The sequence below is a fragment of the Hymenobacter nitidus genome, from assembly GCF_020447315.1.
In the GTDB taxonomy this organism is placed as follows: Bacteria; Bacteroidota; Bacteroidia; order Cytophagales; family Hymenobacteraceae; genus Hymenobacter; species Hymenobacter nitidus.
In genome coordinates, this window is record NZ_JAJADQ010000002.1 from 404,830 (window position 1) to 422,977 (window position 18,148).

The window sequence follows — 18,148 nt, forward strand, 5'->3', positions numbered from 1 at the left end:
CTGAACAGCAACGCACCATTTCACTACCTCACTACCTCACTGTTTCACCATCTCACCCTTTTGCTCTTGTTGAAATTTGTGAACTACTGGCTGAGGCCTCTGCTGCTGGTCCTGATCCTGCTGGGATTGGGGGCGGAGCCGGTGCTGGCGCAGCGCCGCAAGGTGCCCCAGCCCAGGGCCAAGGCCGGCTCGGCGGGCAAGCAGAAAGACTTTTTCCGCATCAAGTCGCCCAAAATCCGGTATGTCCGCCCCGATACCACGGTGCTGATTGAAACCAAGGACCTGCCCGACGACAACTCGGACGAGGCCAAGTCGATTTTCTTCAATCCGGCCAAGAAGCTTTCCATCGTCAGTGAGGATACGACCACGCTGAACGAGGGCGAGCAGCAGATTGTGGAGATGTCGGAAGAAGTGCTCATTGACAGCTCCTGGATTAAGGTGGCCGGCTATTATGCTATCTGGGATACGCGCAACATCAACCCGTACCGGGTCGATGGCCGCCGTATCCGGGATACCCTGAACCTGCGGCTCATCGAACCGGAAAAGCAGCGCTTTGCCAAGATGCCCCTGCGCACGACCCCGCTGACGTCGGACTTCGGCTTCCGGGGCTACCGCTGGCACTACGGCGTGGACCTGGATCTGAACACCGGCGACTCGGTGCGGGCCGCGTTCGACGGCGTGGTTCGCATTTCGAAGTGGGACGGCGGCGGCTACGGCAACTACCTGCTGGTGCGCCACTACAACGGGGTGGAAACCCTCTACGGCCATCTGAGCAAGGCCCTGGTAGCACCCGGTACCTTCGTGAAAGCCGGGCAGCTGATTGGGCGCGGCGGCAGCACCGGCCGCAGCACCGGCTCCCACCTGCACTTTGAGGTGCGCTACGAGGGCAACCCCATCGACCCGGAGCGCATGTACGACTTTCCCGACTACAAGCTGCTCAAGGACAACTTCCAGATTACCTCGGCCCTGTTTGACTACTACAGCAAGGCCCTGAAGGCGAAAGCCGCCGCCAAGCAGCGCAGCGCCTCGGCCGCTTCCGCCGCCCGCCGCGTGGTCACCCACCGCATCCGGAGCGGCGACACAATTTCGGAAGTAGCCCAGAAGTACGGCGTGTCGCAGGCCCAAATCCGGCGGCTCAACGGCAACGTAAAAGTGCTGCGCCCCGGCAAAACTCTGCGGATTAAGTAGGAGTGTTGCTTCAAAGTTCAATCGTCCGTCATGCTGAGCTTGCCGAAGCATCTCTACCGCAGCAGTAACTCTAATTACTATTGCGGTAGAGATGCTTCGGCAAGCTCAGCATGACGTTCTTTTAGGTTAAATCATCACCCCACCTCACCACTCCACCCACCTATGAAACTCGATATTCTGGCTTTTGGCGCCCACCCCGATGATGTAGAAATGTCGGCGGCCGGCACTTTGCTGGCGGCGGCGGCCCAGGGCAAGAAAATCGGTATCGTGGACTTCACCCGCGGGGAGCTGGGCACCCGGGGCACCCCGGCCACCCGGGCCACTGAGGCCGAGGCCGCCAGCCGTATTCTGGGCCTGAGTGCGCGGGAGAACCTGGGCCTGCCCGACGGCTTCTTCCGCAACGACCGGGAACATCAGCTGCCGCTTATTGCGGCCCTGCGCCGCTACCAGCCCGACGTGGTGCTCTGCAATGCCATTCAGGACCGGCACCCCGACCACGGCCGCGGGGCCCAGTTGGCCTCGGAAGCCTGCTTTCTGAGCGGCCTGCGCATGATTGAAACCTTCGACGCCGACGGCCAGCCCCAGCAGCCCTGGCGCCCGCGCACCGTGTACCACTACATCCAGGACCGGCAGATTGCCCCCGACTTCGTGGTCGATATCTCCGAGTTCTGGCCCGGCAAGTGGGCGTCCATCCAGGCCTACAAAACCCAGTTCTTCGACCCTGACAGTCAGGAACCCGTGACCTACCTCTCCACGCCGGTCTTCACGCAGTTTATGGAAGCCCGGGCCCGGGAGTTCGGCCACATCATCGGCGTCGAGTTTGGGGAAGGCTTTACCCGGCAGCGCCCCGTGGGCGTGCGCGATATTACGGCGCTGATTTAGTGCCGTATTTCCTGCCCCACGTAGTTTCTATAGATTTGATGTAGAGCAACCCTATGACAAATGGAGAAGCAAGCCATAGTATCCACAATGTTGCTTTGGTGTATCTAGAGGAGGTAGACCAGGAGTATAAAGTTGAGATGGTAGATACTGTTAAAGTAGCTGAAGGCTATAAGCTAGTTTCTATTCCTTTCTTCGCTAAACACCTGGCCCTGGACGATGTCGTGGCGGTAGAGAATGAAGATGGTATCCATTATTTCGATGATATCATTATTACGTCAGGGCGTAGCGTAGTTAGAATTGTGTTTTTTGATAAAAAATCAATTGAAGGTACTATAAGCGTAATGCAGAGCCTTGGAGCTACTCCATACCGATATTTCGACACTGTACTTTTTGCCTTCGATATTCCTGTCACCATCGACTACGCTCCAATAAAGCGGTTTTTAGCAAGTGAATCATCTGATGATTCTTGGTCTTACGAAGAAGCATGTTTAGGATGGAAATAAATTAAGGCAGCAAAACATCTGCTCCAATTCCGGGGTGGAACGACGCTGAAGCCTCGGGCTATTTATCCGCTATAACTATAAGGAGAGCAGAATCACGGTGCCGACCTCGGGCGTGGAGCGCACCTGAATGCTGCCCTGATGGAGCAGCATAATCTGCCGACACAAGCTCAGGCCGATGCCGCTGCCGTTCTTCTTGGTGGTGAAGAAGGGTACGAAAATATTGTCGAGCACCTCAGGGCTCATGCCCCGGCCATTGTCGCTCACGCTGAGTACGGTGGTGCCGGCGGTGGCCGTGGCGGAGAGCGTAATGCAGGGGCCGGACTGAGCAGCTACGGCGTCCACGGCGTTCAACACTAGATTAATCAGTACCTGCTCCAGCAGCACCCGGTCGGCGGAAATGGTGAGCTGCAGGTCGGGCAGCACGATTTCCAGGGCAATGTTCTCGGCGCGCAGCTTCGGCAGTAGCAGCTGATGCACGGCCTCGAAAAGCTCGTACACCGGCAGGGGCTGGCGGTTGGGCGTGGCAATCTTGCTCAGGCTGCGGTAAGTGGTGGCAAATTGCAGGAGTCCGTCGCTGCGGCGCTTAATGGTGGCAATACCCAGCTCCAGGTCCTCGCGCAGCTCGGCGTCGGGCGGCGTGGAGTCGGCGGCGTGCAGGCGCTGCTGGAGCGTATCGGCCAGGGAGGCAATAGGGGCCACCGAGTTCATGATTTCGTGGGTAAGCACGCGCAGCAACTTCTGCCAGGCGTCGGCCTCGCTTTCATCCAGCGCCCCCCCGATATTCTGCAGGGCCACGAGCTTGTAGCGCTTGCCTTCGGCCTGAAAAACGCTGACGGCCAGCAGCAGCCGCACCACGTCGGCGCCCACCGTTACGGTAGTTACCACGGCGGGGCCCGGGCGCAGCTCGGTGAGCTGGGCGGCCAGCTCGGGGTAGCGGCGGGCCAGGCCCCGGATGTTTTTCAGGTGGGGCAGGCGCAGCTGTTCCTTGAGCGCGCTATTAAGCCACCACACCTCGCCGGTGGCGGATTCAAAGGATAGGATGCCCGTTTGAATCAGCTCCAGCACGTTTTGCAGGTGCTGGTACTGGGTTTCTTTTTCCTTACTCAGGGTCCGGAAGGCATCGTTGATGGTCTGGAAGTACGCAAACGGGGCCACCAGTTCGGGCCGGGCCGGCCGGCGGTACTGCCGCGAAAAGTCGCGGTAGCGGATGGCCGCCGCAAATTCCTCCAGCTCGTTGAGCACCACCACCTGTCCTTGGTACAGGTCGCGCAGGGCCCAGAACACCACCAGTGCCGGCAGCAGGGCCCAGGCCCCCCGGTCGTGCACCAGCAGCCAGGCTGCCGCACACAGGGCACCGAACAAGGCCAGCACGGTAGCGGCCAGGCGCAGCAGATGGCTAGAGCGCATGCTTGTTGAGGCGGCGGTAGAGGGCCGTGCGCGTGATTCCCAACTCCTGGGCGGCCCGGGTGATGTTGCCGCCGTGTTTTTCAATAACCCGCAGAATAGCGTTGCGCTCCACCGTGCTCAGGGTCTGATTGTCGAGGGATTCGCCGGGTTGCGTAGGCGCTTCCAGCTGGGAAAACAGCAGGTCGTCGGGCTGCAGCACCGGCGTATCGGCCATAATGACGGCCCGCTCGATGGTGTACTGCAGCTCCCGCACGTTGCCCGGAAAGGCATACTGCTCCAGCTTGCGCAGGGCCGCCGTGCTGAGTGTGGGCTCGGGCCGCTGGTATTTGGCCGCGTATTGGGCCGCGTAGTGGCGGGCCAGCACCGGAATATCGGCCGGACGATTGCGCAGCGGAGGCACCAGCAGCTCTACGGTGTTGATGCGGTAGAGCAAATCCTTGCGGAAGCGCCGCTCGTCGGCCAGCTCGGCCAGGGGCACGTTGGTGGCGCAGATCAGGCGGATGTCCACGGCAATGGGCTGGTTGGAGCCCAGGCGGGTGATTTGCCGGTTTTGCAGGGCCGTGAGCAGCTTGGCCTGCTGACCCAAGCCCAGGTTGCCGATTTCGTCGAGGAAGAGCGTGCCGCCGTGGGCAGCCTCGAAGCGGCCGGCGCGGTCCTCGCGGGCATCGGTAAAGGCGCCTTTCTTGTGGCCGAACAGCTCACTCTCGAACAGCGACTCGGTCAGGGCCCCGGCATCGACTTTGACCAGGGGCATCTTAGCGCGGCGCGACGCCTGGTGCACGGCCTGGGCCACCAGGTCTTTGCCGGTGCCGTTTTCGCCCAGCACCAGCACGTTGGCATCGGTGGGGGCCACTTTCTCGATGGTGCGAAAAATTTGCTGCATGGCCGCCGAAGTGCCTAACAGCGTCGGGGCGGAGCCGGCAGCGGCCTTTGGGGAAGCCACGACCTCGCCGGGAGGGCGCAGGGCCTCGGTGATAGTCGTGAGCAGCTTGTCGTTGTGCCAGGGCTTGACTACGAAGTTGGTGGCGCCTTCCTTAAGGGCACGCACAGCCAGCTCGATGTCGCCGTAGGCCGTTATCATGATGACGGCCGCCCTGGACCCCAGCTCCTGAATGCGCCGCAGCCAGAAAAAGCCTTCGTTGCCGGTATTCACGGCGCTGTGGTAGTTCATGTCGAGCAGAATCACATCGAAGCTGCGGGCGGCCAGCAGGGCGGGCAGGGCCTCGGGGCGGCGCTCCACCACTACCTCGCGCACCTGGGGCCGCAGCAGCAGGCGCACCGCCGTCAGAATGTCGGGGTCGTCGTCGAGGACCAGCACGGAGCAGGAGCGGAGGTTCATGGCAGGGGGAAGGTTGTCAGGTAGTTGGCCACGGGCCGGGCCGGCGGCGGGGCCGGGGAGCAGCACCTGATTATGAGCAAAGCACGGTAATTTTTGGCGGCAATAATAGCCCGGACCAGGCGCGGCCTACCCGCCGGCTTGCCGGGGTCAATGACAGGCGGGAGAGGGGTGTATCAGGACCGTACAGGCACTGTATCAAAACCGAACACCGGCTGGAAACGCCTAATTGGTAAGGTGTTGAAAATAATGCACTTGCCGTTTCGGCACGCCGATGGCACCTGATTGGGCAGCAGTGGCCGGAAATTTTTTCGGCCACCCCCAAAAACTTTTGCCGCCGTGGACCGCGCTATTACCCCTCCGAAATGGACCTCCCGCAAACTGCTCCTGCTAGGCGGCGCGCTGCTCGTGCTGCTGCTGGCCGGGGCCGCTTATTACTACGGGGCCGGGCCCAGTCAGCTCACCGTGGACCCCGCCCGGCTCAGCATCAGCGTGGTGCGGCGCGGCAGCTTCCAGGAGTTTATTCCCGTGAGCGGCGTGGTGCTGCCCGAAACCAGCATCTTCCTCGATGCCCAGGAAGGCGGGCGGGTGGAGGAGAAGTTCGTGGAGGACGGGGCCCTGATGAAAAAGGGCCAGCCGGTGCTGCGCCTCTCCAACGCCGACCTGGAGCTGAGTCTGGTCAACCAGGAAACGGCGGTGCTCAACCTGCTCACCCAGATGCAGATTTCGCGCAACGCGGCCCAGCAGAACACCAACGCCCGCCTCAATCAGCTGGCCGACGCCGACAATGCCTACCACGAGGCCGAACGGGTGTATCTGCTCAACAAAAACCTCTACGAGCAGAAAGTCATTGCCCAGCAGGAGTTCAAGCAGGCCGAGCAGGCCTACCGCTACCAGCAGCGCCGCCTGGGTTTAAGCCGCCACATTCTGGGCCAGGATTCGTCGGCCACGCGGCAGGAGCAGAGCCAGGCCGCCCGCTCTTACACCCGCATGCAGAACGCCCTGGATTTGATGCGCCGCAAGGTGGGCGACCTGGTGGTGCGGGCCCCCATCGACGGGCAGCTTACCTCGCTCGACGCCGAAATCGGGCAGAGCATCAACAAGGGGCAGCGCCTGGGCCAGCTCGACGCGGTAAGCGGCTACAAGGTGCGGGCCGACATCGACGAACACTATATTTCGCGCATCGTGCCGGGTCTGGAAGGCGAGTGCACCGTAGCCGGGCAGCGCTACCCGCTCCGGATTCGCAAGGTCTACACCCAGGTCACGGGTGGCCGGTTTCAGGTCGATATGAGCTTTGTGGGGGCGGCTCCCAAAGCCGTGCGGCGGGGCCAGACCCTGCAGGTGCGCCTGACCCTGGGCGACGAAACCCAGGCCGTGCTGCTGGCCAAGGGCGGCTTCTACCAGCAAACCGGCGGCAACTGGGTCTATAAGCTCACGGCCGATGGCAAGACGGCCTACCGGGCCGAGGTGCGTCTGGGCCGCCAGAACCCCGATTATTATGAGGTGCTCGGCGGCCTGCGCCCCGGCGAACAGGTCATTACCTCCGGCTACGACAACTTCGGTACTATGCAGGAGCTGGTGCTCAAGCGCTAAACCTGCCGATTCCCGCTTGCGCAGAACGCGTCGAAGCCGCGCGGCCAGCCCCGCTTTCCGGGCCAGTGCTGTGGTGAGTGAGTGGCCCCAGGCCGGGGGCGGCGCAGCCTCGCGTGTTCTGCCTTTTTTCTGCTTTCTAGTTCGCAACTTCCTTCGTCTCACGCTTACCAGCCCCGATTCCGATGATTAAGATTACCAACCTGGAGAAAACCTACCGCACCGAAGAAGTGGAAACCGTGGTGCTGCACGCCCTGAACCTGGAAGTGCGCGAGGGCGAGTTTGTGGCCGTGATGGGCCCCTCGGGCTGCGGCAAAAGCACGCTGCTCAACATCCTGGGGTTGCTCGACGACCCCAACTCGGGCAGCTTCGTCTTCGACAATACCGAAACGGTGGGCTTCAACGAGCGGCGCCGGGCCGAGCTGCGCAAGCACGCCATCGGCTTCGTGTTTCAGAGCTTCAACCTGATTGACGAGCTGACCGTGTACGAAAACGTGGAGCTGCCCCTGATCTACACCGGCGTGTCGGCCGCCGAGCGGAAAACGCGGGTGGAGGAGGTGCTCGATAAGATGCGCATCATGCACCGGCGCCACCACTACCCCCAGCAGCTCTCGGGCGGGCAGCAGCAGCGCGTGGCCGTGGCCCGGGCCGTGGTGAACCGGCCCCGCCTGATCCTGGCCGATGAGCCCACCGGCAACCTCGACTCCAGCAACGGCAACGAGGTCATGGACCTGCTCTCCGAGCTTAACGAGCAGGGCACGACCATCGTGATGGTGACCCACTCCGAGCACGACGCCCGCTACAGCCACCGCATCGTGCGCATGCTCGACGGCCAGACCGTCACCGAAACCATCCTGACTTAGGTTTTCTGGCCCGTCATGCTGCGGCTGCAAGCCAGCTTTCTTTCCACAACCTCCCCAGCCTTTTTCCTCCTGGTTATGCTCCGTCATTACATCACCGTCACGCTGCGCAATCTGCTCAAGCACAAGCTGATTTCGGCCATCAACCTCTTCGGGCTGACCATGGGCCTGACCTGCTGCCTGCTGATTCTGGCCTACATCCTGCACGAAACCAGCTACGACCGGAGTCCGCCCACGGCCTCGCGCATCTACCGCGTCACCCGCGACTTTTACGACCCCAACGGGGCCACGACCTTGCAGCTGAGCGCCGTGGCGCCGGTAATTGGGCCCCTGCTCAAGTCCGACTTCCCGCAGATTGAGAAGATGGCCATCATCCTGTCCGGCGGTTCCATCGTGGCCCGCTACGAGGACAAAATCCTGACCCAGGACAGCCTGGCTTTTGCCGACGGCAACTTCCTGGACTTGTTTGGGGTGCGCGTGCTCAGCGGCGACGCCCGCACGGCTCTGCAGGAGCCGCGCACCATTATGCTGGAGCAGCGCACGGCCCGCAAGTATTTCGGCACCGCCGACCCGCTCAACAAGGAGCTCAAGCTCGATGGCAACCTGCTCTGCAAGGTAACCGGCGTGTACCAGGGCCTGCCCGAAAACTCCCACCTGCACCCGGCCATGCTCATTTCCTACACCACCCTGAATGACCCCTCGCTCTACGGCGAAGAGGCCATGCGCACGAGCTGGAGCAGCAATTCCTTTCATACCTACCTGCAGCTACCCGCCACCTACGACGCGGCCCAGCTCGAAGCCCAGTTTCCGGCCTTCCTCGACCGGCACATGCCCCAGCCCAAGCGCGCCGCCGACTTCGTGCCGCCTTCCAAGATGACAAGCCTGCAGCTGCAGCGCCTGACCGACGTGCATCTGACCTCGCACCGCGCCGATGAGCTGGAGGCCAACGGCGACATCACCCGGGTGTACATCTTCAGCATCATTGCCCTGTTCGTGCTGCTCATTGCCTGCATCAACTACATGAACCTCTCCACGGCCCGGGCCGCGCTGCGCGCCAAGGAAGTGGGCGTGCGCAAGGTAATCGGGGCCCGGCGCTCCGAAATCATCCTGCAGTTTCTGGGCGAGTCGGTGCTGATAACGGCCCTGGCTACGGCGCTGGCCGTGGGCTGCGCCCTGCTGGCCCTGCCCTGGCTAAGCCGGCTGGCGGGCACCACGCTCAGCCCCGAGTTGCTCTTGCGGGGCCCGGTGCTGGCCGGGTTGCTGGTGCTGCCGCTGGTGGTGGGCGTGCTGTCGGGGCTGTACCCGGCCTTGTACATGTCCTCGTTTCAGCCCCAGCACATCCTGAAGGGTTTTCTTAAAAACAGCGGCGGCCTCACCTTCCGCCGGGCCCTGGTAGTGGTGCAGTTCGTGGTGTCTATCGGGCTGCTGGTGGGCACGGCCATCGTGCTGCTGCAGGTGCGCTACCTGCAGCAAACGCCCCTGGGCTACAACCGCGAGCAGCTGCTGACCATGACCTACCCGCCCACGCTGACCCCGCAGTACGAAGCCTTCCGCCAGGCCCTGCAGCAGCAGGCCAGCGTGCTGAATGCCGGCCGCTCCTCGCGGATTCCCACCGGCCGCCTGCTCGACGCCTCCGACGCGGCCGCCGTGGTCGGCGACTCGCTGCGGCCCACGGCGGCCAGCATCAAGTTCGTGAGCATCGACGACCAGTTTCTGCCCACCTACGGCATCAGGCTGGCGGCGGGGCGCAATTTCTCCCCGGCTTTCCCGACCGACACCACCGGCTTCATTCTCAACGCCAGCGCCGTGCGCATGGTGGGCTGGGATTCGCCGGCTGCGGCCGTGGGCCAGGCCTTCCGCTACGGCGGGGTCATGGGCCGGGTGGTGGGCGTAGTCGAGGATTTCCACTTCGAGTCCCTGCACCAGCCCATCGTGCCCCTGGTCATGTTCCTGAGCACTGTCACCTCCCGCTCGTCCTACAACCTGCTCACGGTCAAGATTGCCGGCGCCAACGTACCGGCCGCGCTGGCCCACCTGGAAAGCACCTGGAAGCAGTTTCTGCCCGAGCAGCCCTTTGCCTACACCTTTCTGGATGAAAGCTACAACCGGCTTTACGAGGCCGAGCAGCGCCAGAGCACCCTGTTTGCCCTCTTTGCCGGCATTGCCATCTTCATTGCCTGCCTGGGCCTGTTTGGCCTCTCGGCCTTTGCCATTACCCAGCGGGTAAAGGAAATCGGCATCCGCAAGGTGCTCGGGGCCAGCACGTCCACCATCGTCGTGCTGCTGTCCAGCGACTTTCTCAGGCTGGTGGGCGTGGCGGCCCTGCTGGCCCTGCCGCTGTCCTGGTACCTGATGCACCGCTGGCTCCAGAACTTTGCCTACCGCATTGAGATGCCCTGGTGGGTGTTTCCGCTGGCGGGCCTGGCCGCCGTGCTTATTGCCTTGGTTACCATCGTGTCCCAGACCGTGAGCGTGGCCCGCGCCAACCCCGTGCGGAGCCTGCGCACGGAGTAGGGGCCGCCGCGCCAAGGTCTGCGCGCTACAGGTCGCGCACCGGCCTGCCCGCCCAACAGCCGCCCCGAGCATATCGGGGCGGCTGTTGGGCTTACCAAGAGCGCCACAGCCAGCCTGGTGGGCTGTCGGCTTGGCAAGTGCCCTGTGCCGGTGACTAAGAGGCAACCACATCAGCGTAGCCGTGGGCCGGGCTATTACCGCTCCTGTTAATATTTAGGTATTGCGATATAATCAGTGTTGCCACTGATTTACGCGGCGTTGGATATAGAGAACTTAGACTGGCAGACTCAGCATAGTGCGCGTGGCCGTCCGCCCGGCGCTTGCAGACGTTGCTGCCATCTTCTATATCACCCACCCTCAAGGAGGAGGGACGCATGGAAACGTTCAGTGCCGCCGACGTAGCTGCCGTGTACAGCTCCACTGTCAGGCCTACCGCCCGCAAACTAGTCGCCGACAGCTGGGCATCCTCCCTGGCCCTGGCGGACCGCTACAACCCGCGCGAGGTCCACGTCAACCGGGTTACCGGCGGCTTCAACAGCGCCGTGCAGGTAGCCGCCTCGTACTGCCTGCGCAGCTACGCCGAGCGCATCGACGCCGACTCGGTCAGCATCATTGCGCGCCGGCGCGGGGCCGTCCTCACCACGGCCCTTGAGCAGCTGCGCGACGAGCTGACCGACCCGTTCTGGGCCACCTTCGTGCCCGAGCCCACCAAGGCCTACGGCATCGGCTACAGCCCCCGGCCGGTGAGCATGAGCTTTGCCGAGCCCGGGAGCGTAACCATCCTGTTTCGCGCCGACCTGGCCCTGCTGGTGGAGTCGCGCAAGCTCAACCCGCCGGGTGGGCCGGTGCCTCAGTTTCCCGGCGGCTTCAACCCGCTGGGGCCCGTCAGCGCTACGCTGTCCGCCAATCTGCCCGCCGGCAATCCGGCCCCGGTGGCTCTGCCCGTGGCGGAGGCTGCCGGCGACCCAACGCCCGTGGCCACCCACCCGCAGTTTCTGCCGGGCGCCTTTGCCGGGAGCCTGGTCAATACCGTGCTCAACCCGGTGGAGCTGGAGGTGCCCCTGCAGGTGCAGCGCGTGCTCGGCACGGTGGAAGTGACGCTCAAAGCCCGCCTGCGCTGGACGGCACACAAGCCCCAGAAGTCGGTGGATATCCTGCTGGACCTGCGGCAGGCCGAAGTTACGGTCAACCCTGGGGCCGGGGATGCCAGGGCGCTCTACGAAGAGCTACTGGCCCCGCTCGAGCCGCTGCTGGCCTCCCACCTGGCGCCCCACGCCGACATTCCCCTGACGCCCACCATTTCCCTCATTGGCCGCAATACCGGCTTTATCGGCGTACCCGAGCTGCCTCAGTTCGAGGTTCGGGTGTTTCCGGTGCAGCGCGGCTCGCGGCAGGCCCTGTGCGCTGCCTTCGACGTGGTGCCGGGCTGCCAGGGCATCATTGAGGACGTGGAGCACTTTATCGGCGCCTCCGACTACGGGGTGATTCACGATGAGTACGTGGTGGAGCGCGTCATCCGTCACAAGTGGAACCAGGGCGGCTTCGACCGCTCGGTGGGCGTGGCCCGCAAGGTGTCGCTGCGGGTGAAGCGCGATGGGCGCGACCGGGACGAGGACGCCTGGGTGTACGGCCGGCTGCTGCTCGACTCCCTGGATGAGGTAGCCCTGCAGCCCCACGCCGACCTGCGCGGCGACCTGCTGCTGCTCAGTGGGCAGGCCCGCGGCGTGGCCGACCGCGTGGTGCTGACCACCGACGGCACCGTGCTAACCCCGGAAAACGCCGACCTCGGGCCGCCGGAAGCCGCCACCTGGGCCGTCAATCTGGCTGCCAGCCTGACGCTGCCCTGGGAGCCGGATGCCGAGCTGCGCGACTTTCGTCAACGGGCCCATACCGACGGCCTGCGCCACCTGGCCCGGCCTTTCGCCCGGTTTCCTTTCACCTACCTGATGCCCGATGTCGAATATGTCCGCACCGAGGCCGTGCTTAAGCGCATGTTCTTCCTGGGCCAGCTGCCGGGCGTGTTTGCGTAGGCTCCCGAACTCTTAACCCCTGAAACCATGACCTTCGAATCCACTTCCTGCTTTGACCTGCTGCACGACGCGGCCCACGCCGAGCGGCAGCTCGCCGATGCCCTGCACACGGTAGCCGTCTTCCGGGACTACCACAAGCTGCTGGAGCGCTTTCAGCAGCTGGACCCCGCCGACCGGGCCAACTGCCCCGACCTGGCCGTGGCCGCCACCGACCGCGCCTTCGACGTGGAGCTAAAGGGCCGCGTGATGATTAAGCACGGCCTGGATGCCTTGAACAGCCTGCGCGACGGTGGGCAGCTCTACCAGGAGGTGGAAAAAGCCGCCAAAGTGCTGGCCCAGGGCGACATCAGGGCCCTGTTGGAGAAAGAAGGCGACCGGGCCCGGGAAAAATACGGCCCGGCCGCGGCCGACCTGTTCACAGAAGCCCTAACCGCCCTGGAAAAGCTGGACATGACGTTTTCCGTTCAGGACGAGCACATGCTGATCCACCGCAAGAGCGTGGACGGGGCCAGTGAGCAGGTGTCCGTGGCCACTACCCGGCAGGCGGGCCAGCTGGGCCGGGTGTCGGCCGGGGAGTTTTTCGGGGGCTGGGACGGCAAGTCCTTCATCACCCCGGGCCGGCTCTACACGCCCCGCGACTGTCATCACCGCCCCGAGCTGGTAACCATAAAAGACCGGCTCCCCGTGGACATCTACGCCGGGGCCGTAAGCGGGCTGGCCATGACCAAAAACCTGCTCTACCAGCACGCGCGACGGGTAAGTGAGCTGGGGCCCCGCGGCCTGCGCGGCGAAGACCCGGTAACGGCCATTCTCGTCGGTATTGCGCTGGTGGGGCTGGCCATTGCCATCTACGGGGTGGCTACCGGCAACGGGTTCCTGGTCGTGTTCGGGGCCATCCTGATTGTGGGCTCGGCCCTGGTTGCCTTCGGGGGCTACACCCTGGTGCTGGCCCTGCTGGTATGAGCCCGGCCCGGCCCGCCCTGCCCGCCGCGCTGCGCCGCCTGCTGGTGCTGGCCATGCAGGATTCGCCGGGCCGGGAAATCTGCGGCCTGCTGGTGGCCCACAACGAGCAGCTCAGCTTCCGGCGCCTGCCCAACCTGGGTGGCCCCGGCGAGTTCTGGGTGGAAGAATACGCCCTGGAAGCGCAGCTGCGGCACTTGGCTGCCACGGGCGGCCGGGTGCTGGGCCTGGTGCACAGCCACTGCTCCGGCCTAGAGCTATCCGGGCCCGATGCCGCCGCGCTGCCGGCCAGCCGGTGGCCCTGGCTGGTCGTGGTCCCGCAAGCCGCGGATGGACTGGTCGGGTGCTGGTACTGGGCCGAGGGGCCGCACATTCACGCCGAAGCCCTGGCGCTGGCAGCCTAGGGCCCGGCGTCGTAAGGCGAGGAAGTTCCGGTCCCCTGAGCCGTCAGGGTCGTGCTGACCGGTGGGAATAGTAGCGCCCGGCCCCCGGGTTGAAGCGGGTAGCCCTCATCAAAACAGCCGCCCCGATACGCTCGGGGCGGCTGTTTCTTTGCTGCGATAGGGGATATAGCGTAATTCTAGAGAGTAGCGCGGAAGGCCGTAACGCCGGCTTCCAGCGCCTTTGTTTCGGTGATTTGCACCTCCGCCTGAGCCAGTTCCAGCTCACGGATGAGCAGCGACACGGCACCCCGCTCGCCCTGGCGCGCCACCAGCTCGTCGCGCCGGTCGGTGCTGCGGCGCAGCTCGTTTTCGCGCTCCTTCCGCTTTTTGCTGGCCGGTAGCGTGGGAATGAGAGGCGTGAGATAGTCGATTTCGGCGTTGAGGGCCGTCAGCTCGGCTTGCAGCTCCGCGGAGGTGCTGGTGGCCGTGTCGCGCTGGTAGGTAAACTCGCTGCGGCGCTGGTTGAGCACCCGCAGCTCGTCGGAGATGTAAGCCAGCACCTGGTCGCAGTCGGCGGTGGTGGCGAGTTGAGAAAGAGAATAAGCCATAAAAACTGGGACAGGAAAAAAAGTGAATAGATAAACCTGAGTGAGTATAGTGTTTTTTGAATACGATGCCCAACGGGGCTGTCATTTTATTTTGCCTCGAAGCCAGCCCCGGCCAGCAGCTCGGTGAGGGCGGCGGCTTCGGCTTCGAGCAGGCGCAGGCGCAGGGCCAGCAGGGCAGCTTGCGTAGCCGACAGGGGCAGGGGTGCCGCCTGGGTGTCGGCTTGCAGGCGCGCCACCCAGCGGCGGTCGGCTTCGGGGCTCAGGGCCGGGTCGGGGGCCAGGATGGCCGGGGCCGGAGCCGTATCGGGCGCGGGGGCCAGCAGCCCGGCCAGCACCGTGAGGCCCCAGGTGCGGCGCTCCCGGGCCTGGTGCAGCAGCCGGCGGTTGTCCAGCTCGAAGCGGGTTTTGTCGGCCAGGTAGCGCACCCGGCGCAGGCGCGCCAGCAGGGGCGCGGCTTCCCGCGGGCCCAGGGCGGCCGGCGCTTCTTCGGCGGCCGGCGGCGTGGGGTAGGCCGGTCCCAGCCCGTCGGGGGCGGGCAGCAGCAGGGCCAGGGGCCGCAGTCGCCGCTGGGCCGGGGCCGACAGCGTGCTGCGGCCCGCTTCGGCGTGTGCCACTACTGTCCCGGTTACGCCCAAAAAGCGCCCTAGCTCTTCCTGGGTCAGGCCAAAGTGCCGCCGCACGGCGGCCGAAAGGCTATTGGATGGTAAGGATTTGCGGGCCATACGGATTCTGTGAGGGTTGCTCCTAAAAATAAGACGAACCCTCAATGCTTCTGAGGGTTCGTCAAAAAAATAGAAGCAACCCTCACGGAATCCGACCGGGTGGGTAGAGACGCAACCTCGCGTCTTGTCGTGAAACGATAGAACTGGCGCAGGGCCCGCTACTGGCGCGAGTTTAGACGCAGCCGTAACCCGTTCCAATCATTCTTGGGAGGCTGTGCCTCCACCGGTAGAACGACAAGCCGCCCGGATTTCTTCTGCCGGCGCGGTTCGGGTTGCCGCTGGCGCGGTAGTAGAGGTATTGCCTTTACGTTATGGCTGGTCACGGCTGCACCTATACTCGCGCTGGGGGCGACGGTGGGGAGTTCACGAAACTCATCGCACAACGGAGTTTGGTGAACTTTGAAAGGTGAACGAGTTTCTTGAACTCAATCTGGGCTGTAGGACTACTTTGCCATGCCAATAGACATACATGGGTAGCAGTTCAGGAAAAGGAGCCTTAATTAGCGTCATGTTCAAGAGTTCCAAAAAGGCCGTCGGCACCAGCCGTCCTGTACGGGTCAGGTTGCAGTATGCGCCACAACGCCAAGAGTGGGCCCGTGTCCGGAAGCGCCTACTGGAGTTCCCCGCTCATTTCCACCCGCAGCAGGCCGCAGAGTTGGTGGATTGCTGCTGCCGGTCCACCGTGTTGCGAAAGGTCATGCCGTACGTCAGCCTCGGACGATTAGGCTTGGCATTACCCGGCTCGACCCAGGGCGGCCCTTTGTCCACAGACGCTTCCCCTTGCTTATACTTTCATCAGGGTCAGTACATCGTGTCGAGCTACGACAACGGGACCAAGTGGCCCTTTGACACGGCTGCGCAAGCCACTGCCTTCGCAGAAAAACACCTCACCGTCGTGCCCCACATTTAGAGTTCACAAAAAGGGTGGTTCTACCGAAACGAGGGTAAAAATTACCTACTGTGCTATCTTAGTTCCGACACTAGCCTAATAGATGGCCATTCCCCTTAAAATTCAAGAGGTCGTAACAGGATTCGCGTGCTACTGGGCCTCATTTGTGTTCGGGCAAGCCGCGCCCTCATTTCCCCCGGACTTAACGCCAATTTCCTTGGATTGCGGCTGTACTAACACGACTCCAAGACAATTGATGCTGCCTAATGGCTACGTGGCTACCACGCCTGAATGGTACGAGGAAGGCACTATCCGTATGTTCCGCTATGCGGATCGGAGTACCATTACCTTGCTATGCGGAAGTAATGCGCAGTTACGCCTTCCAAAACGGCAGAAGAAGGGCCTGTATTCCCGGGTGGAAGTGCTGCCCGGTGGCTGCGCCTTCCTCCTGTACACCAATGTGCCCGCTGCTCGGGTGGCGGTATTCAATTGGACACTCGACAAGGCCCTGATGTGGTAAGGCCTGCTTAAAGCAGAATGGTTATTTTCTTTTGGCTAAAAGACCGCCTCACTAAAGTTTAGTGAAACGGTGGTATTCATTAAAAAGCGGTGGGTGCCACTTCACGGGTTATTGATCCTGCTTTCTGCGAGCCTGCCAACAATCCTAAAAAAAGCGTTCCGGCTGGTTGGCCGGAACGCTTTATCAAATCTGGGTAAAGGTCCGACCAACCAGCCGGGCTTTCGAATCAAGAAAGTCAACTCCTCTAGCGTACGCCCAGCCGGTTGCGCTTCCAGTTGGAGCCCGTAGCCGTAGCTGGGGCACCACTAGCCGCTACGGGGGCTTTCTTTTCCGTCATTAGCATGGCCGTAAGCACGGCGGCGAGTTTGGCGGTGGTTTCGTCGGGCTTCGCGTCGAGGTCGGCGGGGGTGAAATGGTCGCGCACGAAGTTCGTGTCGAAGTCGCCGCTGACGAAGGCCGGGTGCCGGAGCACGTAGCGGCCGAAGGGCAGGGTGGTCTGGATGCCGGTAATCTGGTACTCGTCGATGGCGCGCAGCATCCGCTCGATGGCCTCAGTGCGGTCCTTGCCGAAGGTGACGAGCTTGGCAATCATCGGGTCGTAGTAAATCGGGATGTCCATGCCCTGTTCGAAGCCGTCATCCACCCGCACGCCCGGGCCCTGGGGGCGCACGTAGGTAGTCAGCGTCCCGATGTCGGGCAGGAAGTTGTTCTGCGGGTCCTCGGCGTACACGCGCAGCTCCAGGGCGTGACCGGTGATGGTCAGCTCGTCCTGCGTGAAGGGCAGGGGCAGGCCCTGGGCCACCCGGATCTGCTCTTTCACCAGGTCGAGGCCGGTAATCTGCTCCGTGACGGGGTGCTCCACCTGCAGGCGGGTGTTCATCTCCAGGAAATAGAAGTTGCGGTGCTCGTCGAGCAGAAACTCCACGGTGCCGGCCCCGGTGTAGTTGCAGGCCCGGGCCACGTCCACGGCGCAGCGGCCCATTTCGGCGCGCAACTCGGGCGTCAGTACCGAGGAAGGCGCTTCTTCAATGACCTTCTGGTGGCGGCGCTGAATCGAGCACTCGCGCTCAAACAGATGCACGATGTTGCCGTGCTCGTCGCCCAATACCTGAATCTCAATGTGGCGCGGGCCAGTCACGAACTTTTCGATGAAGACCGAGCCGTCGCCAAACGCAGACGTGGCCTCGTTAATCGCCAGCTGCATCTGCTCCTCAAACTCGGCGGCGTTGTTCACGATGCGCATGCCCTTGCCGCCGCCGCCGGCCGAAGCCTTGATCAGGATGGGGAAGCCTACTTCCGAGGCAATGCGCTTGGCTTCCTCCACGTCGGAAATAGCCTCGTCGGTGCCGGGTACCAGCGGGATGTTATAGGCTTTGACGGCCTGCTTGGCCGAGAGCTTGTCGCCCATGATGTTCATGGCCTCGGGCGAGGGACCTACGAAAATGATTCCGGCTTCTGTTACCATGCGGGCAAACTCCGCGTTTTCCGACAAAAAGCCGTAGCCGGGATGAATGGCGTCCACGCCCAGGCGGCGGCACACTTCCAGGATAGCGTCGCCGCGCAAGTAGCTTTCCGACGACTGCGGCCCGCCCACGCACACGGCCTCGTCGGCGTAGCGCACGTGCAGGGCATTGCGGTCGGCTTCGGAGTAGATGGCCACGGTCTGCAGGCCCATTTCCTTGGCCGAGCGCAGCACGCGCAGGGCAATTTCGCCGCGGTTGGCGACCAGCAGCTTCTTAATTTCTTTCATGTAGGT

15 protein-coding genes are annotated in these 18,148 nt (G+C 63.3%); 10 read left to right on the plus strand and 5 right to left on the minus strand.

What is annotated here, in order from left to right; all coding sequences use genetic code 11:
* Positions 1-78: 78 nt before the first annotated feature.
* The 3 genes from LGH70_RS05145 to LGH70_RS05155 all read left to right on the plus strand — a co-directional run bounded on the left by LGH70_RS05145 (position 79) and on the right by LGH70_RS05155 (position 2,573).
* Positions 79-1,188, plus strand: a complete 1,110-nt coding sequence (locus LGH70_RS05145) for a peptidoglycan DD-metalloendopeptidase family protein (RefSeq protein WP_226183339.1) — start codon at positions 79-81, stop codon at positions 1,186-1,188.
* Positions 1,189-1,350: 162 nt separating this feature from the next.
* A complete protein-coding gene (gene bshB1 / locus LGH70_RS05150) occupies positions 1,351-2,070 on the plus strand; it encodes a bacillithiol biosynthesis deacetylase BshB1 (RefSeq protein WP_226183341.1) in 720 nt (239 codons plus the stop codon).
* Between the two features lie 53 nt (positions 2,071-2,123).
* A complete protein-coding gene (locus LGH70_RS05155; protein ID WP_226183343.1) occupies positions 2,124-2,573 on the plus strand; it encodes a DUF4265 domain-containing protein in 450 nt (149 codons plus the stop codon).
* Positions 2,574-2,648: 75 nt separating this feature from the next.
* Here LGH70_RS05155 and LGH70_RS05160 read toward each other — a convergent pair whose 3' ends face one another.
* Positions 2,649-3,980: a sensor histidine kinase gene (locus LGH70_RS05160; RefSeq protein ID WP_226183345.1), complete on the minus strand. Its 1,332-nt coding sequence runs from the start codon at positions 3,978-3,980 to the stop codon at positions 2,649-2,651.
* Positions 3,970-5,319 carry a sigma-54-dependent transcriptional regulator gene (locus tag LGH70_RS05165; RefSeq protein ID WP_226183347.1) on the minus strand — a complete coding sequence of 450 codons (1,350 nt, stop codon included), beginning with the start codon at positions 5,317-5,319 and terminating at the stop codon, positions 3,970-3,972. The genes LGH70_RS05160 and LGH70_RS05165 overlap by 11 nt, the downstream gene beginning before the upstream one ends.
* 336 nt (positions 5,320-5,655) lie before the next feature.
* On the opposite strand from LGH70_RS05165, the gene LGH70_RS05170 reads away from it, so the two are divergent.
* From LGH70_RS05170 to LGH70_RS05195, 6 genes are all read left to right on the plus strand, one after another.
* Positions 5,656-6,909: an efflux RND transporter periplasmic adaptor subunit gene (locus LGH70_RS05170; protein ID WP_226183349.1), complete on the plus strand. Its 1,254-nt coding sequence runs from the start codon at positions 5,656-5,658 to the stop codon at positions 6,907-6,909.
* Between the two features lie 182 nt (positions 6,910-7,091).
* Positions 7,092-7,769, plus strand: coding sequence for an ABC transporter ATP-binding protein (locus LGH70_RS05175; RefSeq protein ID WP_226183351.1), 678 nt, complete (start codon positions 7,092-7,094; stop codon positions 7,767-7,769).
* A 75-nt stretch (positions 7,770-7,844) separates the two neighbouring features.
* Positions 7,845-10,280, plus strand: coding sequence for an ABC transporter permease (locus tag LGH70_RS05180; protein ID WP_226183353.1), 2,436 nt, complete (start codon positions 7,845-7,847; stop codon positions 10,278-10,280).
* Positions 10,281-10,654: 374 nt separating this feature from the next.
* A complete protein-coding gene (locus LGH70_RS05185; RefSeq protein ID WP_226183355.1) occupies positions 10,655-12,310 on the plus strand; it encodes a hypothetical protein in 1,656 nt (551 codons plus the stop codon).
* A gap of 27 nt (positions 12,311-12,337) precedes the next feature.
* Positions 12,338-13,273, plus strand: coding sequence for a hypothetical protein (locus LGH70_RS05190; RefSeq protein WP_226183357.1), 936 nt, complete (start codon positions 12,338-12,340; stop codon positions 13,271-13,273).
* A complete protein-coding gene (locus LGH70_RS05195; RefSeq protein ID WP_226183359.1) occupies positions 13,270-13,674 on the plus strand; it encodes a M67 family metallopeptidase in 405 nt (134 codons plus the stop codon). Before LGH70_RS05190 ends, LGH70_RS05195 begins: the two co-directional genes overlap by 4 nt.
* 176 nt (positions 13,675-13,850) lie before the next feature.
* Here the strand turns inward: LGH70_RS05195 and LGH70_RS05200 are convergent, their stop codons facing one another.
* A complete protein-coding gene (locus LGH70_RS05200) occupies positions 13,851-14,261 on the minus strand; it encodes a hypothetical protein (protein WP_226183361.1) in 411 nt (136 codons plus the stop codon).
* 86 nt (positions 14,262-14,347) lie between these two features.
* Positions 14,348-14,983: a helix-turn-helix domain-containing protein gene (locus tag LGH70_RS05205; RefSeq protein WP_226183363.1), complete on the minus strand. Its 636-nt coding sequence runs from the start codon at positions 14,981-14,983 to the stop codon at positions 14,348-14,350.
* Between the two features lie 992 nt (positions 14,984-15,975).
* Between LGH70_RS05205 and LGH70_RS05210 the strand changes: the two genes are divergently transcribed.
* On the plus strand, positions 15,976-16,392 hold the full coding sequence (locus LGH70_RS05210; protein ID WP_226183365.1) for a hypothetical protein: 417 nt from the start codon (positions 15,976-15,978) through the stop codon (positions 16,390-16,392).
* Positions 16,393-16,636: 244 nt separating this feature from the next.
* Here the strand turns inward: LGH70_RS05210 and accC are convergent, their stop codons facing one another.
* A complete protein-coding gene (gene accC / locus LGH70_RS05215; protein ID WP_226183367.1) occupies positions 16,637-18,142 on the minus strand; it encodes an acetyl-CoA carboxylase biotin carboxylase subunit in 1,506 nt (501 codons plus the stop codon).
* Positions 18,143-18,148 lie beyond the last annotated feature (6 nt).